The sequence below is a fragment of the Novosphingobium sp. UBA1939 genome, from assembly GCF_002336885.1.
In the GTDB taxonomy this organism is placed as follows: Bacteria; Pseudomonadota; Alphaproteobacteria; order Sphingomonadales; family Sphingomonadaceae; genus Novosphingobium.
Genome location: NZ_DDFB01000063.1, coordinates 59,513 through 75,325 on the forward strand (window position 1 = coordinate 59,513; position 15,813 = coordinate 75,325).

10 protein-coding genes and 1 tRNA gene are annotated in these 15,813 nt (G+C 64.8%); 3 read left to right on the top strand and 8 right to left on the bottom strand.

The window, feature by feature from the left end:
• Positions 1-51 precede the first annotated feature (51 nt).
• The 5 genes from B3547_RS09385 to B3547_RS09405 form a co-directional block, all read right to left on the bottom strand.
• On the bottom strand, positions 52-1,008 hold the full coding sequence (locus B3547_RS09385) for a LysR substrate-binding domain-containing protein (RefSeq protein ID WP_292962413.1): 957 nt from the start codon (positions 1,006-1,008) through the stop codon (positions 52-54).
• A 130-nt stretch (positions 1,009-1,138) separates the two neighbouring features.
• The gene (locus B3547_RS09390; RefSeq protein ID WP_292962415.1) at positions 1,139-2,638 is read right to left on the bottom strand and encodes a CoA-acylating methylmalonate-semialdehyde dehydrogenase; all 1,500 of its coding nucleotides are present in this window, start codon (positions 2,636-2,638) and stop codon (positions 1,139-1,141) included.
• A gap of 247 nt (positions 2,639-2,885) precedes the next feature.
• Positions 2,886-2,959 (bottom strand) — tRNA-Gly (locus B3547_RS09395).
• A gap of 182 nt (positions 2,960-3,141) precedes the next feature.
• A complete protein-coding gene (locus B3547_RS09400; RefSeq protein ID WP_292962417.1) occupies positions 3,142-5,922 on the bottom strand; it encodes a bifunctional diguanylate cyclase/phosphodiesterase in 2,781 nt (926 codons plus the stop codon).
• 120 nt (positions 5,923-6,042) lie between these two features.
• Positions 6,043-6,543 carry a helix-turn-helix domain-containing protein gene (locus tag B3547_RS09405; protein ID WP_233497871.1) on the bottom strand — a complete coding sequence of 167 codons (501 nt, stop codon included), beginning with the start codon at positions 6,541-6,543 and terminating at the stop codon, positions 6,043-6,045.
• Between the two features lie 314 nt (positions 6,544-6,857).
• Between B3547_RS09405 and B3547_RS09410 the strand changes: the two genes are divergently transcribed.
• Positions 6,858-7,421, top strand: coding sequence for a hypothetical protein (locus B3547_RS09410; RefSeq protein ID WP_124810272.1), 564 nt, complete (start codon positions 6,858-6,860; stop codon positions 7,419-7,421).
• A 7-nt stretch (positions 7,422-7,428) separates the two neighbouring features.
• Here B3547_RS09410 and B3547_RS09415 read toward each other — a convergent pair whose 3' ends face one another.
• From B3547_RS09415 to B3547_RS09425, 3 genes are read right to left on the bottom strand one after another with little or no spacing between them, the layout of a single operon-like run.
• Positions 7,429-9,600 carry a CHASE2 domain-containing protein gene (locus tag B3547_RS09415; protein ID WP_292962421.1) on the bottom strand — a complete coding sequence of 724 codons (2,172 nt, stop codon included), beginning with the start codon at positions 9,598-9,600 and terminating at the stop codon, positions 7,429-7,431.
• Between the two features lie 12 nt (positions 9,601-9,612).
• Entirely contained in the window at positions 9,613-10,905 is a 1,293-nt protein-coding gene (locus tag B3547_RS09420) for a FecR domain-containing protein (protein ID WP_292962424.1), read from the bottom strand.
• A 46-nt stretch (positions 10,906-10,951) separates the two neighbouring features.
• Positions 10,952-11,653, bottom strand: a complete 702-nt coding sequence (locus tag B3547_RS09425; protein WP_223806718.1) for a response regulator transcription factor — start codon at positions 11,651-11,653, stop codon at positions 10,952-10,954.
• A 507-nt stretch (positions 11,654-12,160) separates the two neighbouring features.
• On the opposite strand from B3547_RS09425, the gene B3547_RS09430 reads away from it, so the two are divergent.
• Together B3547_RS09430 and egtD are read left to right on the top strand one after the other, a co-directional pair.
• A complete protein-coding gene (locus B3547_RS09430) occupies positions 12,161-14,527 on the top strand; it encodes a membrane-bound PQQ-dependent dehydrogenase, glucose/quinate/shikimate family (protein ID WP_292962428.1) in 2,367 nt (788 codons plus the stop codon).
• A 230-nt stretch (positions 14,528-14,757) separates the two neighbouring features.
• Positions 14,758-15,759: an L-histidine N(alpha)-methyltransferase gene (gene egtD, locus B3547_RS09435; RefSeq protein ID WP_292962430.1), complete on the top strand. Its 1,002-nt coding sequence runs from the start codon at positions 14,758-14,760 to the stop codon at positions 15,757-15,759.
• Positions 15,760-15,813: the final 54 nt, after the last annotated feature.

Consider the following 15,813-nt stretch of genomic DNA (forward strand, 5'->3'; position numbering starts at 1 on the left):
CCCAAGTTGATAAAATCTTGGGACCGGTGTCAGCCAGTCACCGGGAGCACTTTACCCGGAGCACTGGGCGATCGCCTTTTCCAGCCAGCGGCGGAATGCGGCAATCGCCGTTGCGCGCCAGTTGTCTCGTCTGGCCGTGAAATTGTAGCTGCCCAGAAAGACATCAGGAAACGATGCCACCGGCGCCAGGCGACCGCTGGCCAGGTCTTCGCTGGCCAGCAGGGCGTTGGCCAGCGCTATCCCCTGCCCTTGCCGCGCCGCGGCCAGCGTCAGATGCCCCTGCCAGAACTTCGGACCCGGAATTTCCCCGACATCGGTGACGCCATGCTGATCGAACCAGCGCCGCCATTGGTCGTTGCTCGCTTCATGCAGCAGCGTGCGGTCCAGCAGGTCGGCCGGGGTGGAAACGGGGGGCGTATTTGCGATGAACGCCGGACTCGCAAGCGCAAGCACGGCGGGGCGCGCGACCTCGATCGATCGCAGCGTGGCTGGCGGTGCCTCGCGGTGCGCGTCGATAATGTAATGCAGATACGCGTCGGCTTCGTTCGCCGCGAACGCGGGCGGAGTATCCGACGGCTGCAGTTCCAGTTCCACGGTCGGATGATCGCGCATGAATTCGCCGACCCGGCCCGAGAGCCATTCCGACGCCAGCCCCGGCGCTACCCACAACCGCAGCCGCACGTCGTCCTCGCGCCGCATCAGGTCCTGCGTGGCCAGGGCAATTTCGGCCAGCGCGGCGCTGATCCGGGTGTGATAGGCGCGGCCTTGCTCGGTCAGATTGCCGTGGCCCGCGCCGCTGCGGTCGATCAGCGACATGCCGGTCCATTGTTCCAGCGCGTGGAGATGCCGGCTGACGGCGGCGTGATCGATCGAAAGCGCCGCTGCGGCCCGCCGAATGCCACCGCACGATCCCACCGCCTCGAACGCGCGCAACGCCGCAAACGGCGGAGTCGCTGCGCGCTGCGCGCGGATGATGCGGGCGCGGTCGGTCGGATCGGGGCTGGACATGGCGTGATCTTTGGCACGCCTGCGCATTTGTCAACGTTATCCTCTGTGCTGGCGGTCACCCGCGCGTGTGCGCAAATCACCGCAAATCCGGGCTATAATCCGCCGCCGCGCAACCGGGCGAGACGCAGGCTCAGGCCATCGTGGGAATGGTGAACGAAGATCCCTGGCGTTCGCCGGAAGCGGGCCAGCGCTGCGTCACGGTCTTGACGCGCGTGAAGAAGCGTATGCCTTCCATCCCATACTGGTTGTGATCGCCAAAGCCGGAACGCTTCCAGCCGCCGAAGCTGTGGTACGAAACCGGCACCGGGATGGGCACGTTGATGCCGACCATGCCGACTTCGACCTGCGCCGCGAAGTTTCGCGCGGCCCCACCATCGCGGGTGAAGATAGCGACGCCGTTGCCATAGGGATGCCGCGTTGCGAGATGCATGGCTGCCTGCGCGTCATCGACCCGGACCATCTGCAAGACCGGCCCGAAGATTTCCTCCTGATAGCTGCGCATATCGGCCGTCACGCGATCCAGCAGGGTCGGACCGACGAAAAAGCCGCGCTCGTGGCCCTGAAGGGTGAAACCACGGCCATCGACAACCACTTCCGAACCTTCCGCGATCGCCAGGCCCACATAGCCTTCGATCCGCGCCTTGTGCGCAGCGGAAACGACCGGGCCGTAGTCCGCATCGGGATCGGTCGATATGCCAACGCGCAAGCCGCCAATGGCGGCGACCAGCCGTTCGCGCAGCCGGTCCGCAGTGGCATCCCCCACCGGAACGACGACGGGCAAGGCCATGCACCGTTCGCCGGCCGATCCATAGGCCGCGCCGACGATTTCCTCGACGGCCTGATCGAGATCGGCATCAGGCATGACGATGCCATGATTCTTGGCCCCCCCCATGCACTGCATGCGCTTGCCCGTCGCGGTGCCCCTGGCGTAGACGTACTGCGCCACGTCGGACGAGCCCACGAAACTCACCGCCTTGATACGCGGCTCGTCCAGGATCGCGTCGACCATCTGCTTGTCGCCATGGATCACCTGGATGATCCCGTCCGGCAGCCCCGCTTCGCGAAGCAGTTCAGCCAGCCGAACCGGAACCGAAGGCGCGCGTTCGGACGGCTTGAGAATGAAGGCATTGCCGCAAGCGATCGCCGGCGCCAGCATCCACAGCGGGATCATGGCGGGAAAGTTGAAGGGGGTAATGCCCGCGACAACGCCCAGCGGCTGACGCATCGAATAGACGTCGATCCCCGGCCCGGCGCCTTCCGTGAACTCTCCCTTGAGCAAGTGCGGGATGCCGCAGACGAACTCCACGACGTCAAGCCCGCGCTGGATATCGCCGAGCGCGTCCGGAACGGTCTTGCCATGTTCTGAAGCCAGCAGGCGCGCAAGCGCGTCGCGTTCGCGTTCGATCAGTTCCTTGAAGCGAAAGAACACGCGCGCCCGCCGCTGCGGATTGACCGCCGCCCAGGCCGGCTGCGCAGCCTCGGCAACGGTAACGGCGGCGCGGAGGGTTGCGTCGTCGCCGAACAGGACGCGAGCCTGAATGTCTCCGGAATTGGGATCGAAAACGTCACCGCTGCGCGGATTGGGGATCGCGGGCACACCGCCGGTCAACAAGGCTTGAATTTCGCGCATCTGTCGCTCCTCTATGCGGCTCGCAGGTTCCGCTGGAGCGACTGGCACAGCGCACCGGTTAAATCAGAGTTGCGAATCGAGGCCCATGTGGTGTGACACGATCACCATGCGGTCTCACGGTCGGCATCGGTAGATTGCAGAGCCTGGCGGTGATGTCACGATTGGGGGCTCGCGGATGCGAAGCGGCAACTGTGCGATCGCGCTTGCGGAATCAACGACCTGCGTCAACCAGCTCGAAAGGCAGGGCTGGAGCGGGTGAAGGGAATCGAACCCTCGTCGTAAGCTTGGGAAGCTTCTGCTCTACCATTGAGCTACACCCGCAAAGGCGCTGATTTTACTGGAAAAATATCAGGTCGAGCTGAAACCTTTCCACCTTCGTTTCAAGTTGGAAGCCAACATGGAACGATGGAGGGGGGCCTTAGGCGGAAGTGGCGTGCCGCGCAAGTCCGACCTGTCCGTTCCCGCGCCCGTCCCTGCCATCGCGCTCCCGGTGCCCCCAGGCGCTATCCCGCCTTTGCACCTTGCAGGGGCACGCTGGGAGCCACGGCCGGCTTGCCGAAGTAATACCCCTGGGCTTCCTCGCAACCTGCGGAGACGAGCAGTTCGAGCTGGCCGATCGTTTCCACGCCTTCCGCCAGCACCGGGATCTGCAGGCTCTTGCCCAGCGCCAGCACGGCCCGGATGATCGCGCGGGCCTGTTCGTTGTGTTCGGATTCAAGCAGGAACGACTTGTCGATCTTGATCTTGTCGAACGGGAACGAATGCAGCGTGTCCAGCGAGGAATAGCCCGTGCCGAAATCGTCCATAGCAACGCTGACGCCCAGCGCCTTGATGCGGCGCAGCGTGTGCAGCGACCGCACCTTGTCGGCAATCAGCGCCGTCTCGGTGATCTCCAGTTCGAGGCGCTGAGGCGAAAGGCCTGTTTCCACCAGTACGCGCGTGACGATTTCCGGCAGATCGGCCTGCAACAACTGCACGGGCGAGAGATTTACGGCGATCTTATGCTTCTGCGGCCAGAAGACCGCTTCCGCACAAGCCATGCGCAAGACCCATTCGCCCAGCTTCATGATCTCGCCGTTTTCCTCGGCGATCGGGATGAACTCCACGGGCGACACAATGCCGAAGCGGGGATGGTGCCAGCGCAACAGCGCTTCGTAGCCGCTGATTTCCCCGTTCTTGAGCGAGTGTTGCGGCTGATACAGGACAGCAAGCTCTCCCCGCGCCACAGCGTGCCGCAGGTCGTTTGCCAGTTGGCGACGATGACGGGCGCTTTCGTCCATACCCTGTTCGTAATAGCAGATGCGCTCGCCCAGATTGCCCTTGGCCCGATACATCGCGAGATCGGCATTGTTGAGCAGCGCCTCACGGCCCGTCGCATCGGTGGGGTATATCGCGATGCCGAGACTGGCGCCCACGGCAATGCCGTCCTGCGCGCCGAAGGGAATGTCGAAGCAACGGCTCAGCCGGGCCACGAAATCCGACAGTTCGGCGGGCGAGGAAAAGTGCTTGGCGGCCGCGAATTCATCACCCCCGATCCGCGCCACCGTCTCCCCGTCACCCAGCACGGCCGACATCGCATCCGCGATCCGCTGCAGCAGCATGTCACCGGCGACATGGCCTTGCGTATCGTTGATTTCCTTGAAGCGATCGAGGTCGATGATCGCCAGAGCGACCTGCTCGTCGCGCAGTTCCGCCAGTTCCAGTTCCCGATCCAGCCAGTGGTTGAAGCTGGCGCGATTGGGAAGCCCGGTGAGATCGTCGTGCATGGCCATGTGCGCGATTCGAGCCTCCGAACGGCTGCGCTCGGTAATGTCCTCAAAGGTCGTCACCCATCCGCCGTTCGGCATGGGTCGGCTGGAAATCGAGACCACGAAATCCTCGCCGAATTCGGAAATCACGGGCGGCAGTTCCGGCGATGCGAACGAGCGCTGGAGCAGAAGCTTCATGTTTTCCAGCCGTTCGTCGGAAACCCGGCCACCCGTTCGCGCCTCCAGCGCAGCCCGCGCCACGTCCTCCAGCGTCCAGCCCGGTTGGCAGCTGTCGTCGGGCAACTGCCAGAGTTCGGCGAACCGGCGATTGCGCAGCACCAGCCGCTGGCTGGCATCGAACAGGCAAAGACCCTGGTGCATGTGCTCCAGCGCGGCATCGAGACGATGGTGCGCCTCCTTGATCCGGTCCTGGTCTTCCTTGAAGCGCGTCATGTCGCGCGTGATCTTGGCGAAGCCGATGTGTTCGCCCGCGGCATCGACGATCCGCTCGATGGTGACATGCGCCCAGAAGCGCGAACCATCGCGGCGCATGCGCCAGCCCTCGCCGGTAAACTTGCCTTCGGCCAGCGCCTGCGCCAGTGCCCGTTGCGGCGCACCGGCCGCGCGGTCTTCCGGCGAATAGAAACGCCCAAGCGGAAGGCCAAGAACCTCGCTGGCCTGATACCCCTTCAGACGCTGCGCTCCGGCATTCCAGCTGGCCACCCGCCCTTCGAGATCGAGCATGTAGAGCGCGCAGTCGGAGATGCCCTTGACCAGGATGCTGAACTGCCGTTCGCTAACCTCGATCGCGGCCGTAGCCCGGCGTGTGATTGCCCAGCTCCCGATGCACAGCGCCAGCAGCAGCACCGAAACGCTGCCGACCAGGACGGCCATCATGCTGGGGGAAAGCAGCATCGCTTCGGTATGCAGACGGGCGGGGATCAGCCGGATCGCGGCCATCCCGGAAAAGTGCAGGCCAACCACCGCGACAGTCATCATCAGCGCCGCGGCAAAACCCTGCCCTCGTCCACCATGCCGCACCGCCCTGTCCAGCCCGGCGAAAAACGGCACAATCGCGAACACGACCGAAAGTGCGACATAAGGCAACCGCCATTGGATGACGGCCGGCATCTCTACTGCCGCCATGCCGACATAGTGCATCGTCGCGAAACCTGCGCCCGCCAGCACGCTTGCGCCAAAGCAGCCGGTTCGCGTGCTTGCTCTCATCGCGAACAGGAACGCGAGCGCCATGCTGACGACGACAATGCCGAGCGAACCGACCGTCAGCCCCGCCTTGTACCCCATCACCACGCCGGGATCGTAGCCGAGCATCGCGATGAAGTGCGTGGACCAGATACCGAACCCGGTTACCGCTCCGCCGATCACCGCCCAGTTCCGGGCGCCGCGTCCCTTTGCCACGCGCGATTGGCGCAGCAGGAGGACGGCCGTTACGGTCGACAGGAGGCACACGCCAGCAGCGAGCAGCACGAGGCTGAAATCATGCTGATCGCGAATGCAAAACAGGATATCGAACATCAAGGATCCACTTTCCGGTCGGACAGTGGAACTTGGCCTATCAATCGTTAAGATCGTGCCAATCTGGCAGTATCGCCCTTTGGGGCAACCAGGTCAGGGATGCGGGATAGCGCCCCCCCTTTACTGGCAGTCGCCTTCCATTTCGGCCATCAGCACCGCGCCAAGGTTGCGGGCCATCGTCTTCAGCATGTTCGCCAGGAAGGCGTCCATCGCCGCGTTGCCCTTGGCGGAAAGCCGCACGAACGTCCGGCGCCGATCCTTGCCGTCGTCTTCACGATGGACGTAGTCATGCTCCATCAGATGGCGCAGCCAGCGCAGGGCCGTGGTCGGCGGAACATAGGCACCGATACAGGCGCTGGTGGTGGCGACTTCGCGCTTTTCGTGGCGGGCGATATAGAGATCCAGCAGGATGTCCCACGCCGCCTCGCCAAACAAGTCGGCGGGAAAGAAGCGCTCGCGCCGCCGACGCGCCGAATAGAGCTCGCGTGCCAGAGCCAGATGCGCGCGCGCCGTGCGTTCGGGCAGCGGGGGCGAAACGATGATGTCCCCTTCACAGGCCAGCAGCGGGATACCCATCCTGGCAGGTTCGAGGGCAATTCCTCCGATTTCGAAAGCCTTCATGTCGCAACCCATCCTGACCCCGTGGTTCCGGTCACGCATCCCGCAGTTCACACCCTGGCCCGGCATCACGCGGGGGGCCGCGAGCGGCTTGCGGAAAGCGCATGAAGAACCACGCACATGCGATGATAAGTGCCAGAATTTCGGGCATTTCGGTGTAAAATGATGTAAATTTGCAAGGCGCCGCGTGGGCGCCAAGGCTGAGCGCGCCCACCGCCCTATCCCGTCGAGTCCGCAATCTTCCCGATTGCGCGGGCGATCGATATTGGCGATGGATACCATAGCTCCGCCCGACATCCCGAGACGAGACCGCCAACATGCCCGAAGCGCCGCGCGCCAAAACCTTTCATCACCTGCCTGTGTCGCGCCGCCTGACCACGCTGGTCGTTTTGGCCTGCCTTGCCTCCGGCTGCGCCGGTCCGGTGCGAACCCGCTTCGGTGGAATGGCCGCGCCGGAGACGCCGGCCACGCCCTATACCGTGAAGCCAACCGCCATGCCCGAAGACAACGGCGACCGGACGGTCATCGTCAACGCGCTGCGCACCACCGGCATCGGCATCGCCGATGACAGCCGGAACGAGTTGACCGCGGCCTATACCCAGCGCCCGTCGAACGTGGCCGTGCTGGTCGACAACGCGGCCCCGCCGCTTTCTGGAGCCAAGAAGCAGCGCTTCCTGCAATCCTGCCACGACACCCGGTATCGCCTCGTCCTGACGGTCGTGGACCACGCCACCGGCACTCTGCTCGGGCGCGGCTGGGCCGAGGAAGATCACTGCCACGGCACGGGCAAGCCCGTGCTGGCCTCGCTCGCCGCCCGCGCTGCGGACATGCTGGTCCATCCCGTGCCCGAAGGATCGGAGCTGTCGTGGACGCGCGACTGAAGCCCACTCAATCGTCAGTGACGAGAGGCAGGCGGATGGTGAACTCCTTCATGCCATCCGGCATCTCGCGATAGCCTACGCTCCCGTTCTGCCGTTCCGCCGCCATTCTCACGAACGCCAGCCCCAGCCCCCGGCTGGCCTCGCCCGCCGCATCGGTGCCGGGCGCGAAGGGGATAAACGGATCGCGCGCGCGCTCCTGCGGCATCGGCGGCCCCTGTCCCGTGATCGAGCAGGCGGCCAGCGCGCCCTCGCGCACGATGCGACATTCGACGGTTCCACCTTCCGGCGCGAACTTCACTGCATTCCCCAGCAAGTTGAGCAGTGCGCGCTGGACCAGGGCCGGGTCCCCCATCACCCACAGATCGTCATCGTCGATACGCTCGCGGATCGCCACGCTGCGCTGGCGCGCGCGCTGCCAGACCAGGTCCGTCGCTTCCGCCAGAGCGCCCGCGAGATCGACCGGTTCCGCCACCACGCGCGCATTCTCAAGGCGGGCGAGTTGCACGAAATCGTCCGCCAGCTGCAACCCGCGCCCGGCATGCTGGCGTATGCGCAAGGCGGTATCGGCGGTTACCGCTCCGCTATCGCCCGATGTCCGATCCTGCAGCAGCGCGATAACGGCGGAGAACGGCGCGCGCATGTCGTGGCTCAGGAACTGCAGCGCCTCTTCCCGTGCGCGGGAGGCGGCTTTCAGCTCGGTAATATCGGCAAAGCGGATGATCGTGCCGATCCCGTCGATCGCCGCGCGCGACAACACCAGCGTCCGCCCATCGGGCAACGTCACCTCGCCTTCGCGCACGGCCCCGCCCAGCCCGATCCCGGCCAGCAGAGGCAGCAAGGGCTGGTCACGCACCGCGCGCCCGAACAGGCGGTCGGCCGCGATGTTCCCCATCACCACCGCGCCATCATCGTCGACCACGCAGACCGCATCGGGCAACCGGGCCAGAATTTCCGCGATGAAGGCGCGCAAGGCACGCAGCTGCGCGATCACGTCATGCAGGCGGTTGGTCTCCACGTTGACGAGGTCGCCACGCCCGGACGCGGGCACCGCTGCGGGGACAAGGTCGGGCTCCTTCTGGAGCTGGACCACTTCGGCGGTCAGGAACTCGCTCACCGCCGCCAGCCGCCGCCAGCCCCACAGCGAATAGACCACCACCAGCCCCAGCAGGGCCGAGCCCGGCGGAATCCACCAGCCGGTCGTCAGCAGCAAGGCCACCGACGCGGCCGACACCACGACCAGCCCCGCCAGCGACAGGCGCAGGTTCGTCATCGGCCCGAAATGCAGGAAGGCAAGCAACAGCAGCAACACCGGAAGCAGGCTGAACGCAAGCACCCATGGCGTGCCCACATCGTGGTAGAAATCGCCATGCAGCAGGGCATTGAGCATGTTGGCCTGCAGTTCCACGCCCGACATCAGCGTGCCGGCTGAAAACGGCACGAGGAAACGATCGCCGAAGCCGGATGCGATCCCGCCGAACAGCAGCACCTTGCCGTGGATCAGCGCAGCGGGCACCCGCCCAGCCTGCAGATCATCGAACGACACGCGCCGGAACGCGCCGGGCCGCTGGAACGGGATGATCTGTGTGATCGCGGGCGGATGGGCCTGGTAGGCTTGCGGATCTATGCGCCGGACAAGCAATTCCGTCAGATGCGGGACCGCCCCGTTGAGCCGGGGTTCGAAGCGGCGCACAACGCCATCGTCATCGAAGTTGACGTCCACCGATCCCAACCCAGCCGCCGCCGCGCTGATCGGCGGGGGTGGCTTTTGATCCGCCGTGGTCGCCGCGCGGCCATCGGCATCCGGCAAGCCCGGCAGCATGGGAAGATAGACCGGCGCCGCCGCGCGCAACCCTTCCGCGAAACGCCCGTCCTCGGCCGTCGGCTCGATGAACAGGACGTCGTAACCGATCGCGGCGGGCCGTGCCTTCGCCGCCATTTCGAGCGCGCTCGCGTGGACGGAGCGGGGCCAAGGCCAGTTGCCGATCCGCGCCAGGCTGCCTTCGTCGATTTCGACCAACATGATCCGATCATCCGCATTGGCGGGACGGATCAACGTCATCGAATCCAGCAGGATATTATCGAGCGGCGCGGTCCAGCGTCCGCGTACCGATGCCGTTACCAGCAGGCTGGCCGCGATCACCACGACCAGCCATTCGATCAGCAGCCGGCGATAGAGCATCGCGCGCGGCGCCTATCGGCCCGCACCCGTGACCGTGAACTTCTGGAAAGGAGTCCAGTTTTCAGTAACATCGCCAGCGGCATATTGCTGCACGCCGACGCGCCAGAAATAGACTCCATCGGCCAGACCCGCCACGCCCACCTGCGCGTCCCGCAATCCAGGCTCGTCGATCATCGGCGCCGCCTTGGCGTCACCACGCACCAACTGGAAGCGATAGAGCCGGCGCGCGTCGCTTGCCCCCTGCCCCAGCCACTTGATCGTGATCCGGTCGCCATCCTGCGCAGCGCTGGCACTCAGCCCGGTCAGCGAGCGGCGCAGGGAATAGACCTGCGGCAAGCCCTCGATCCCGGTGGCCGACAGAGCGGTAAGGCGCACGAACCAACGCCCGTCGGCCAAAGCCGGCAACGTCACCGTATCGCCGTCGGCGCTGGCCTCGGTCACCAGATCGGCAAAGCTGGAATCGGCCGCGACCTGGACGTGATACCCCTTTGCTCCCGCCTCCTGGCGCGCCTGCAAGGCTACCACGGGATCGACCAGCACCTTGCCCGCGTCCACCAGTTCGGGCGCCGGCAACAGCGCTTCCACCTTCACCGCGCCACCGGGAGAGACCTGCGCGCCGAACCCTTGCGCCAGCATGGTTTCGGCAGCCGAGGGATCGCCCTGCACCGCAACCTTGCCCTCGACCACTTCCGTGGCCGAAGCGCCGGCATCGTCATAAGCGACACGCAGGACGGTGCCGCGAATGGCGGAAACCGCGCGCGGCGTGCGCAGGCGAAAACGGCTGCCGTCCGCTTGCAGTGGGGTAGCTTGCGTCTCGATCTTGCCGCGTTCCACCGCGACATCGAAATCGACGCTGCCCGTCAGCAGGATGCGCCGCATCGCCACCAGCCGCACACGCGTGCGGGTAGGCAACGACACTTGCGAGCCGTTGGACAGGGCGAGCCCGATGAAACCATCGGCTCCCGTCTCCAGCACGGCACCCGGCATCACGGCGAGACCGGCGGTCGGCCGGATCGGCGCGCCGCCGCTTTCCAGCGTCACGGTGCCGCGCGCCGCCAGGATGCGGGCCTGCAACGGCTCTGTTCTCAGCAGGCGCAACGGCACGCGCAGCCGCGATCCCACGGGCAGGCGCAAGGGATCGGCCACGCGGTTGATACGCTGGACCTCGCGATAATCGGCCTGCCGGACAAGGTAGCGCGACGCGATCTGATAGAGATTGTCGCCCGCGCGCACGGTATATTCGATCTGATCCTGCGCCACCGCCACAACCGGCGCGGATGCGGCATGGCCTTGCTGACCCGTCATTGCGGGCAGGACAAGGGCGAGGGCCGCAAACGGGCGAGCGATCCGGTTAGTCTTGCGCATGGTCGGTCTCCAGTCTGTAGCCGTAGCCGAACACCGTTCGCAGCGAAAAGCCGTTTTCCAGCCGTAACGAAAGCTTCGTGCGAATGCGCGAAACGTGCATGTCGAGCGTGCGCGTGGAAAGCTCGGCCACGCTCTTCCAGACCGCTTCCATGATATAGGCGCGCGAAAGCGGCCTGTTCTGGTTGGCGAAAAAGAGCATGGCCAGCGCAAATTCCTTCGCTGTCAACGCAATGTCCTCTCCACCGAACTTCACGACATTACGTTGCGCATCGAACAGATAGGCGCCGAACTGCAACGGCCCCTGCACCGCCGTTCCCCCGACGGCGCTGCGCCGCAACAGGGCGTTCACACGGGCCAGGATCACCACAGGGCTTTCCGGCTTGATGATGAAATCGTCCGCCCCGGTATTGAGCGCCAGCGCGATATCATCCTTGTCCGAGCGGTTGGTCAGCATGATGACCGGCGGGCACGCCGCGATCCGCGACTTGGCCAGTTCCATAAGATGGATGCCGCTCATCCCCGGCATGTTCCAGTCTACTATCAGCAGATCAAAAGTTTCGCGCTGCGCGGCAGCGAGCAGATCCAGACCACTGCGATAGCACGAACACGAGTGCCCTTCCCCACGCAAGGTTTCCGCAACGAAAGCCTGCACTGTTTCATCATCATCAACGATGGCGATATGCATCATGCAAGTCCTTTACCGTCATCGCGCATACCCCACCCCATCGGGCAACACGTCGTTCCCGGGAAGCAGGTGTTACAACCTTTTACACCGATCACGTTTACAGGACGCTTATAACGCGGATGTCTGGATAACCGACTAAGCGCATACGCAACGATCACGGTGTCATTACGTATCTGCTTCTGGACCAACCCTCAACGGGGGCCTTGTCGGGTCGCCTGAAGCCTGGGGTCATACGCAATTGCCGCCATGGCCCCAGGCGGATGGCAAAAGTACGCAGGAAAACAGAACCTTGCCAGGCCAACACGCGCGCCAGTCCCGTCCCGTCATCAGAATAAGTGGCGCGTTCGCACAAGTTGCTCCGTTTCGGACTATTTAAGGGGTCACGCCGAGCCCGATCTCCTCCGCGTGGCGCTAACCCACGATGCATTCGGGGAACGACAAGAACGCAATGCCGTTGGCTGTCTAAAGCTGAAGGCCGGGTCGTCCCCTCGGCCAAACGAGGAAAACGGCATGAGAGGCGCTTGGCCAGCCCTTGTACTGGGCGTTGTAATTGCCTTGGCGGGCGTCATTATGACTGGCGGGGGCGCCTACCTCGTCGAGCTCGGCGGATCGATCTACTATTTGCTGGCCGGTCTTGGGCTGCTCGGCACGGCCTGGTTGCTATTTCGCCGGCGCCCGCTTGCGGTTTGGCTGTATGCCGCTCTGTTCCTGCTGAGCATGGTTTGGGGCCTCTCGGAAGCGCAAGGAAACGCCTGGGCGATGATCCCCTGGCTGATCGCGCCCTTCGTGCTGCTGGTCGCCATGCTGCTGGTCATGCCCACGCTGGTGGACAGCCCGCACCGCTGGAAGTGGTCGGGCGGCGGCATCGCGGCGGGGCTGCTCGCCGTTATCGCCTGCTTTGCCTTGCCCGGTTCGGGCTTGTCGTCGCCTGTGCTCGCGTTGCCTCCGCAGAGCTCGCAGGCGCTGGGTGATCCCTCTGGCCTGGCGACTGGGCGCGACTGGCCTACCTATGGCGGAACTTACGCGAACTGGCGCTATTCTCCCCTAACGCAGATCGATCGCGGCAATGTCGGAAGCCTGCACAAAGTTTGGGAGACGCATACCGGCGGCACGCCGCAATCCGCGAAGTTCCAGAAGCTCTACGGCACCGAAAACACGCCGATAAAAGTGGGCAACCTGCTCTATACCTGCACCGCCAAGAATGTGGTGGTCGCGCTCGATGCGGCCACCGGGCGCGAAGCTTGGCGTCACGATCCCAAAGTGCCCGACGCATGGATTCCCTATACCACCGCTTGCCGCGGAGTTGTGGTCTATGCGGTTCCCGGCGCAGACAGAGCCGCGCCTTGCGCCACCCGCGTGATCGAGGGCACCCTGGATTCGCGCCTGATCGCCCTGGACGCCCTATCGGGCGAGCCATGCCGCGAGTTCAACGGCACGGGGGAACAGGATACCAAGATCGGCATGGGGCCGGTCTATCCGGGCCTCGCCTCCATCAACTCGGCGCCAACCATCGTGCGCGGGGTGATCGTTGTGGGGCACCAGATCCTCGACGGGCAATACAGCCGGGCGCCTTCCGGCGTGGTTCAGGGGTTCGATGCGCGGACGGGCAAGCTCGTGTGGGCCTGGGACATGGCTCACCCCGATTGGAGCGGCTATCCGCCGGCCGGCCAGACCTGGGCGCGGGGAACACCGAACATGTGGACCAGCGCCGCGGGCGACGAACGGCTTGGCCTCGTCTATGTCCCGCTCGGCAATGCGGCGAACGACTACTGGTCAAGTGGCCGCACCCCGCTCGAGAATGCCTATTCGAGCTCGCTCGTGGCGCTCGACGTCGCCACGGGCAAGCCGCGCTGGAGCTTCCAGGCCGTCAAGAAGGACGTGTGGGACTATGACTTCGGCAGTCAGCCATCCCTGATCGACTACAAGGGCATAGCGGCGGTGCTCGTCCCGTCGAAACAGGGGGACTTATACATCCTGGATCGCGCCACCGGCCGGCCTTTGACGCCGATCGGCACGATCGCCGCCCCGCAAGGCGGCGCGGAACCTGCCCAGCGCGCGGCACAGCAGATCGTTTCGCTGTGGAACACGCTGCGCAAGGCGCCGCTTCACGAATCCGACATGTGGGGCATGTCGCCGATCGACCAGATGATCTGCCGCATCCAGTTCCGCGAAGCGGACTACCGCGGTTACTTCACGCCGCCCAGCGTCGATCGGAGCAGTGTGGAATATCCCGGTTACAACGGTGGCAGCGATTGGGGCGGCGTGTCGATTGATCCGCTGCGCGGGGTGATCGTCGCCAACTACAACGACATGCCCAACTATGTACGGCTGATAACCCGGGCGGAAGCGGATCGGCGCGACATCAAGCCGCGTTTCGCGGCAAAGGACATTTCCACCAAGTCTCATTCGGTCGATCCGCAATGGGGTGCGCCCTACGCGATCGAGGTGAACGCGGGGTGGCGCATGCCGTTCACCGGGCTGATGTGCAAACGCCCCCCATATGGCGGCATTCGCGCCATCGACAACGCCACCGGCAGGACGCTGTGGGACCGCCCCCTTGGCACGGCGCGCCGCAACGGTCCGTTCGGCGTGCCGACGATGCTGCCGCTCACGATCGGCACGCCCAACAACGGCGGCGCGGTGACAACCGCCAGTGGCCTGGTATTCATCGCCGCCGCCACCGACGACCTGATAAGGGCGATCGATCTGCGGACGGGGAAGACAGTGTGGTCGGCCAGTCTGCCAGCAGGCGGCCAGGCGACACCGATCATCTACCAGCAGGGGGGCCGGGAATACCTCGTCATCTTTGCCGGCGGGCACCATTTCATGGAGACGCCCGCAGGCGACAGCGTGATTGCCTATGCGCTGCCGGGTTGACGTTGCCAGGGGCGTGCGGACGAAGTAGCCGTAAACCCTTCGCAACGCCGCCATGCGGCATGTCGTCTCACCGGATGGTAAAAATCCCGAAACATGCGACCATCGGTTTAGGAGTAGCGCGAGAGCGTGCGCCCCATACCTGAGACCGATGTTCAAAGACCCGTCTTGATGCCACTTTATCGATAATGGCGTCAGCCGCCGATGCCCCGTGAACGATCAAGGAGAACCGCGTGACAGACCTGATCCAGTGCATGGCCAGCACGGCGGAAGACGAGCTGCCCGGTCCCGATTTGCTCTGCCGCGATGCGTTGACCGGGCTGTCGCGCACTCCCAAGACATTGCCCAGCAAGCACTTTTACGACGCGCACGGATCCGATCTGTTCGAGGAAATCTGCCTGCTGGACGAATATTACGTCACGCGCACCGAAGAAGCCCAGTTGCGCAAGATCGCGACCACCCTGTCCCGCGCCATTCCGCCGGGCGCGGCGCTTGTTGAATTCGGCAGTGGTGCCAGCGTGAAGACGCGCCGCATCCTGGACGCAAGCCCTCAACTGTCCGCCTATCTCCCCATCGACATCAGCGAGGCCGCGCTTGCACATGCCGCCGCCCGCCTTCGCGCCAGCTATCCCGCGCTGGAGGTGGCGCCCATCCGGGCGGACTTCACCGCCGATATCACGCTGCCCGAAAGGTTCGGGGCCAGGCCGCTGGTCGGCTTCTTTCCCGGATCGACCATCGGTAATTTCATGCCGGACGAAGCGGAAACCTTCCTTGCCAACGTCCGCCGCTTGCTGGGCGCCGGCGCCTGCCTGATGCTGGGCGCGGATTCCACCAACGATCCGGCCGTGCTGGGCCCCGCCTATGATGACAGGAGCGGTGTTACAGCCGCTTTCAACCTGAATCTGCTGACCCGCCTCAACCGCGAATGCGGCGCCGATTTCGACCTTGGCCGGTTCGAGCATCGCGCCGTGTGGAACGCGGGCGAGAGCCGCATCGAAATGCATCTCGTCAGCCTTGCCGGGCAAGAGGTGAGAATCGCGGACGCGCAATTGCAGTTTGCCCCGCACGAGACGATCCACACCGAGAACAGCTACAAGTATCAGCCCGATTTCCTCAGCGCCCTGGCCCGCCGCGCTGGCTGGGCCGTCCGGCAGGTGTGGCAGGAAAGCGATCCCGCGCCCTTTTTGCCGGGTCACGCGGGCACGTTCTGCACCTATCTGCTGGAAGGGCGTTAGGCGGCTGTGCCCACGCAATGCCGCAAAATCGTGCTATCGAGCCTGAGCGCAGGC

Bases quoted from the DNA above. Each gene is read 5' to 3' on its own strand.
- B3547_RS09385 (WP_292962413.1), bottom strand. From the start codon at position 1,008: ATGTCCAGCCCCGATCCGACCGACCGCGCCCGCATCATCCGCGCGCAG.
- B3547_RS09390 (WP_292962415.1), bottom strand. From the start codon at position 2,638: ATGCGCGAAATTCAAGCCTTGTTGACCGGCGGTGTGCCCGCGATCCCC.
- B3547_RS09400 (WP_292962417.1), bottom strand. From the start codon at position 5,922: ATGTTCGATATCCTGTTTTGCATTCGCGATCAGCATGATTTCAGCCTC.
- B3547_RS09405 (WP_233497871.1), bottom strand. From the start codon at position 6,543: ATGAAGGCTTTCGAAATCGGAGGAATTGCCCTCGAACCTGCCAGGATG.
- B3547_RS09410 (WP_124810272.1), top strand. From the start codon at position 6,858: ATGCCCGAAGCGCCGCGCGCCAAAACCTTTCATCACCTGCCTGTGTCG.
- B3547_RS09415 (WP_292962421.1), bottom strand. From the start codon at position 9,600: ATGCTCTATCGCCGGCTGCTGATCGAATGGCTGGTCGTGGTGATCGCG.
- B3547_RS09420 (WP_292962424.1), bottom strand. From the start codon at position 10,905: ATGACGGGTCAGCAAGGCCATGCCGCATCCGCGCCGGTTGTGGCGGTG.
- B3547_RS09425 (WP_223806718.1), bottom strand. From the start codon at position 11,653: ATGATGCATATCGCCATCGTTGATGATGATGAAACAGTGCAGGCTTTC.
- B3547_RS09430 (WP_292962428.1), top strand. From the start codon at position 12,161: ATGAGAGGCGCTTGGCCAGCCCTTGTACTGGGCGTTGTAATTGCCTTG.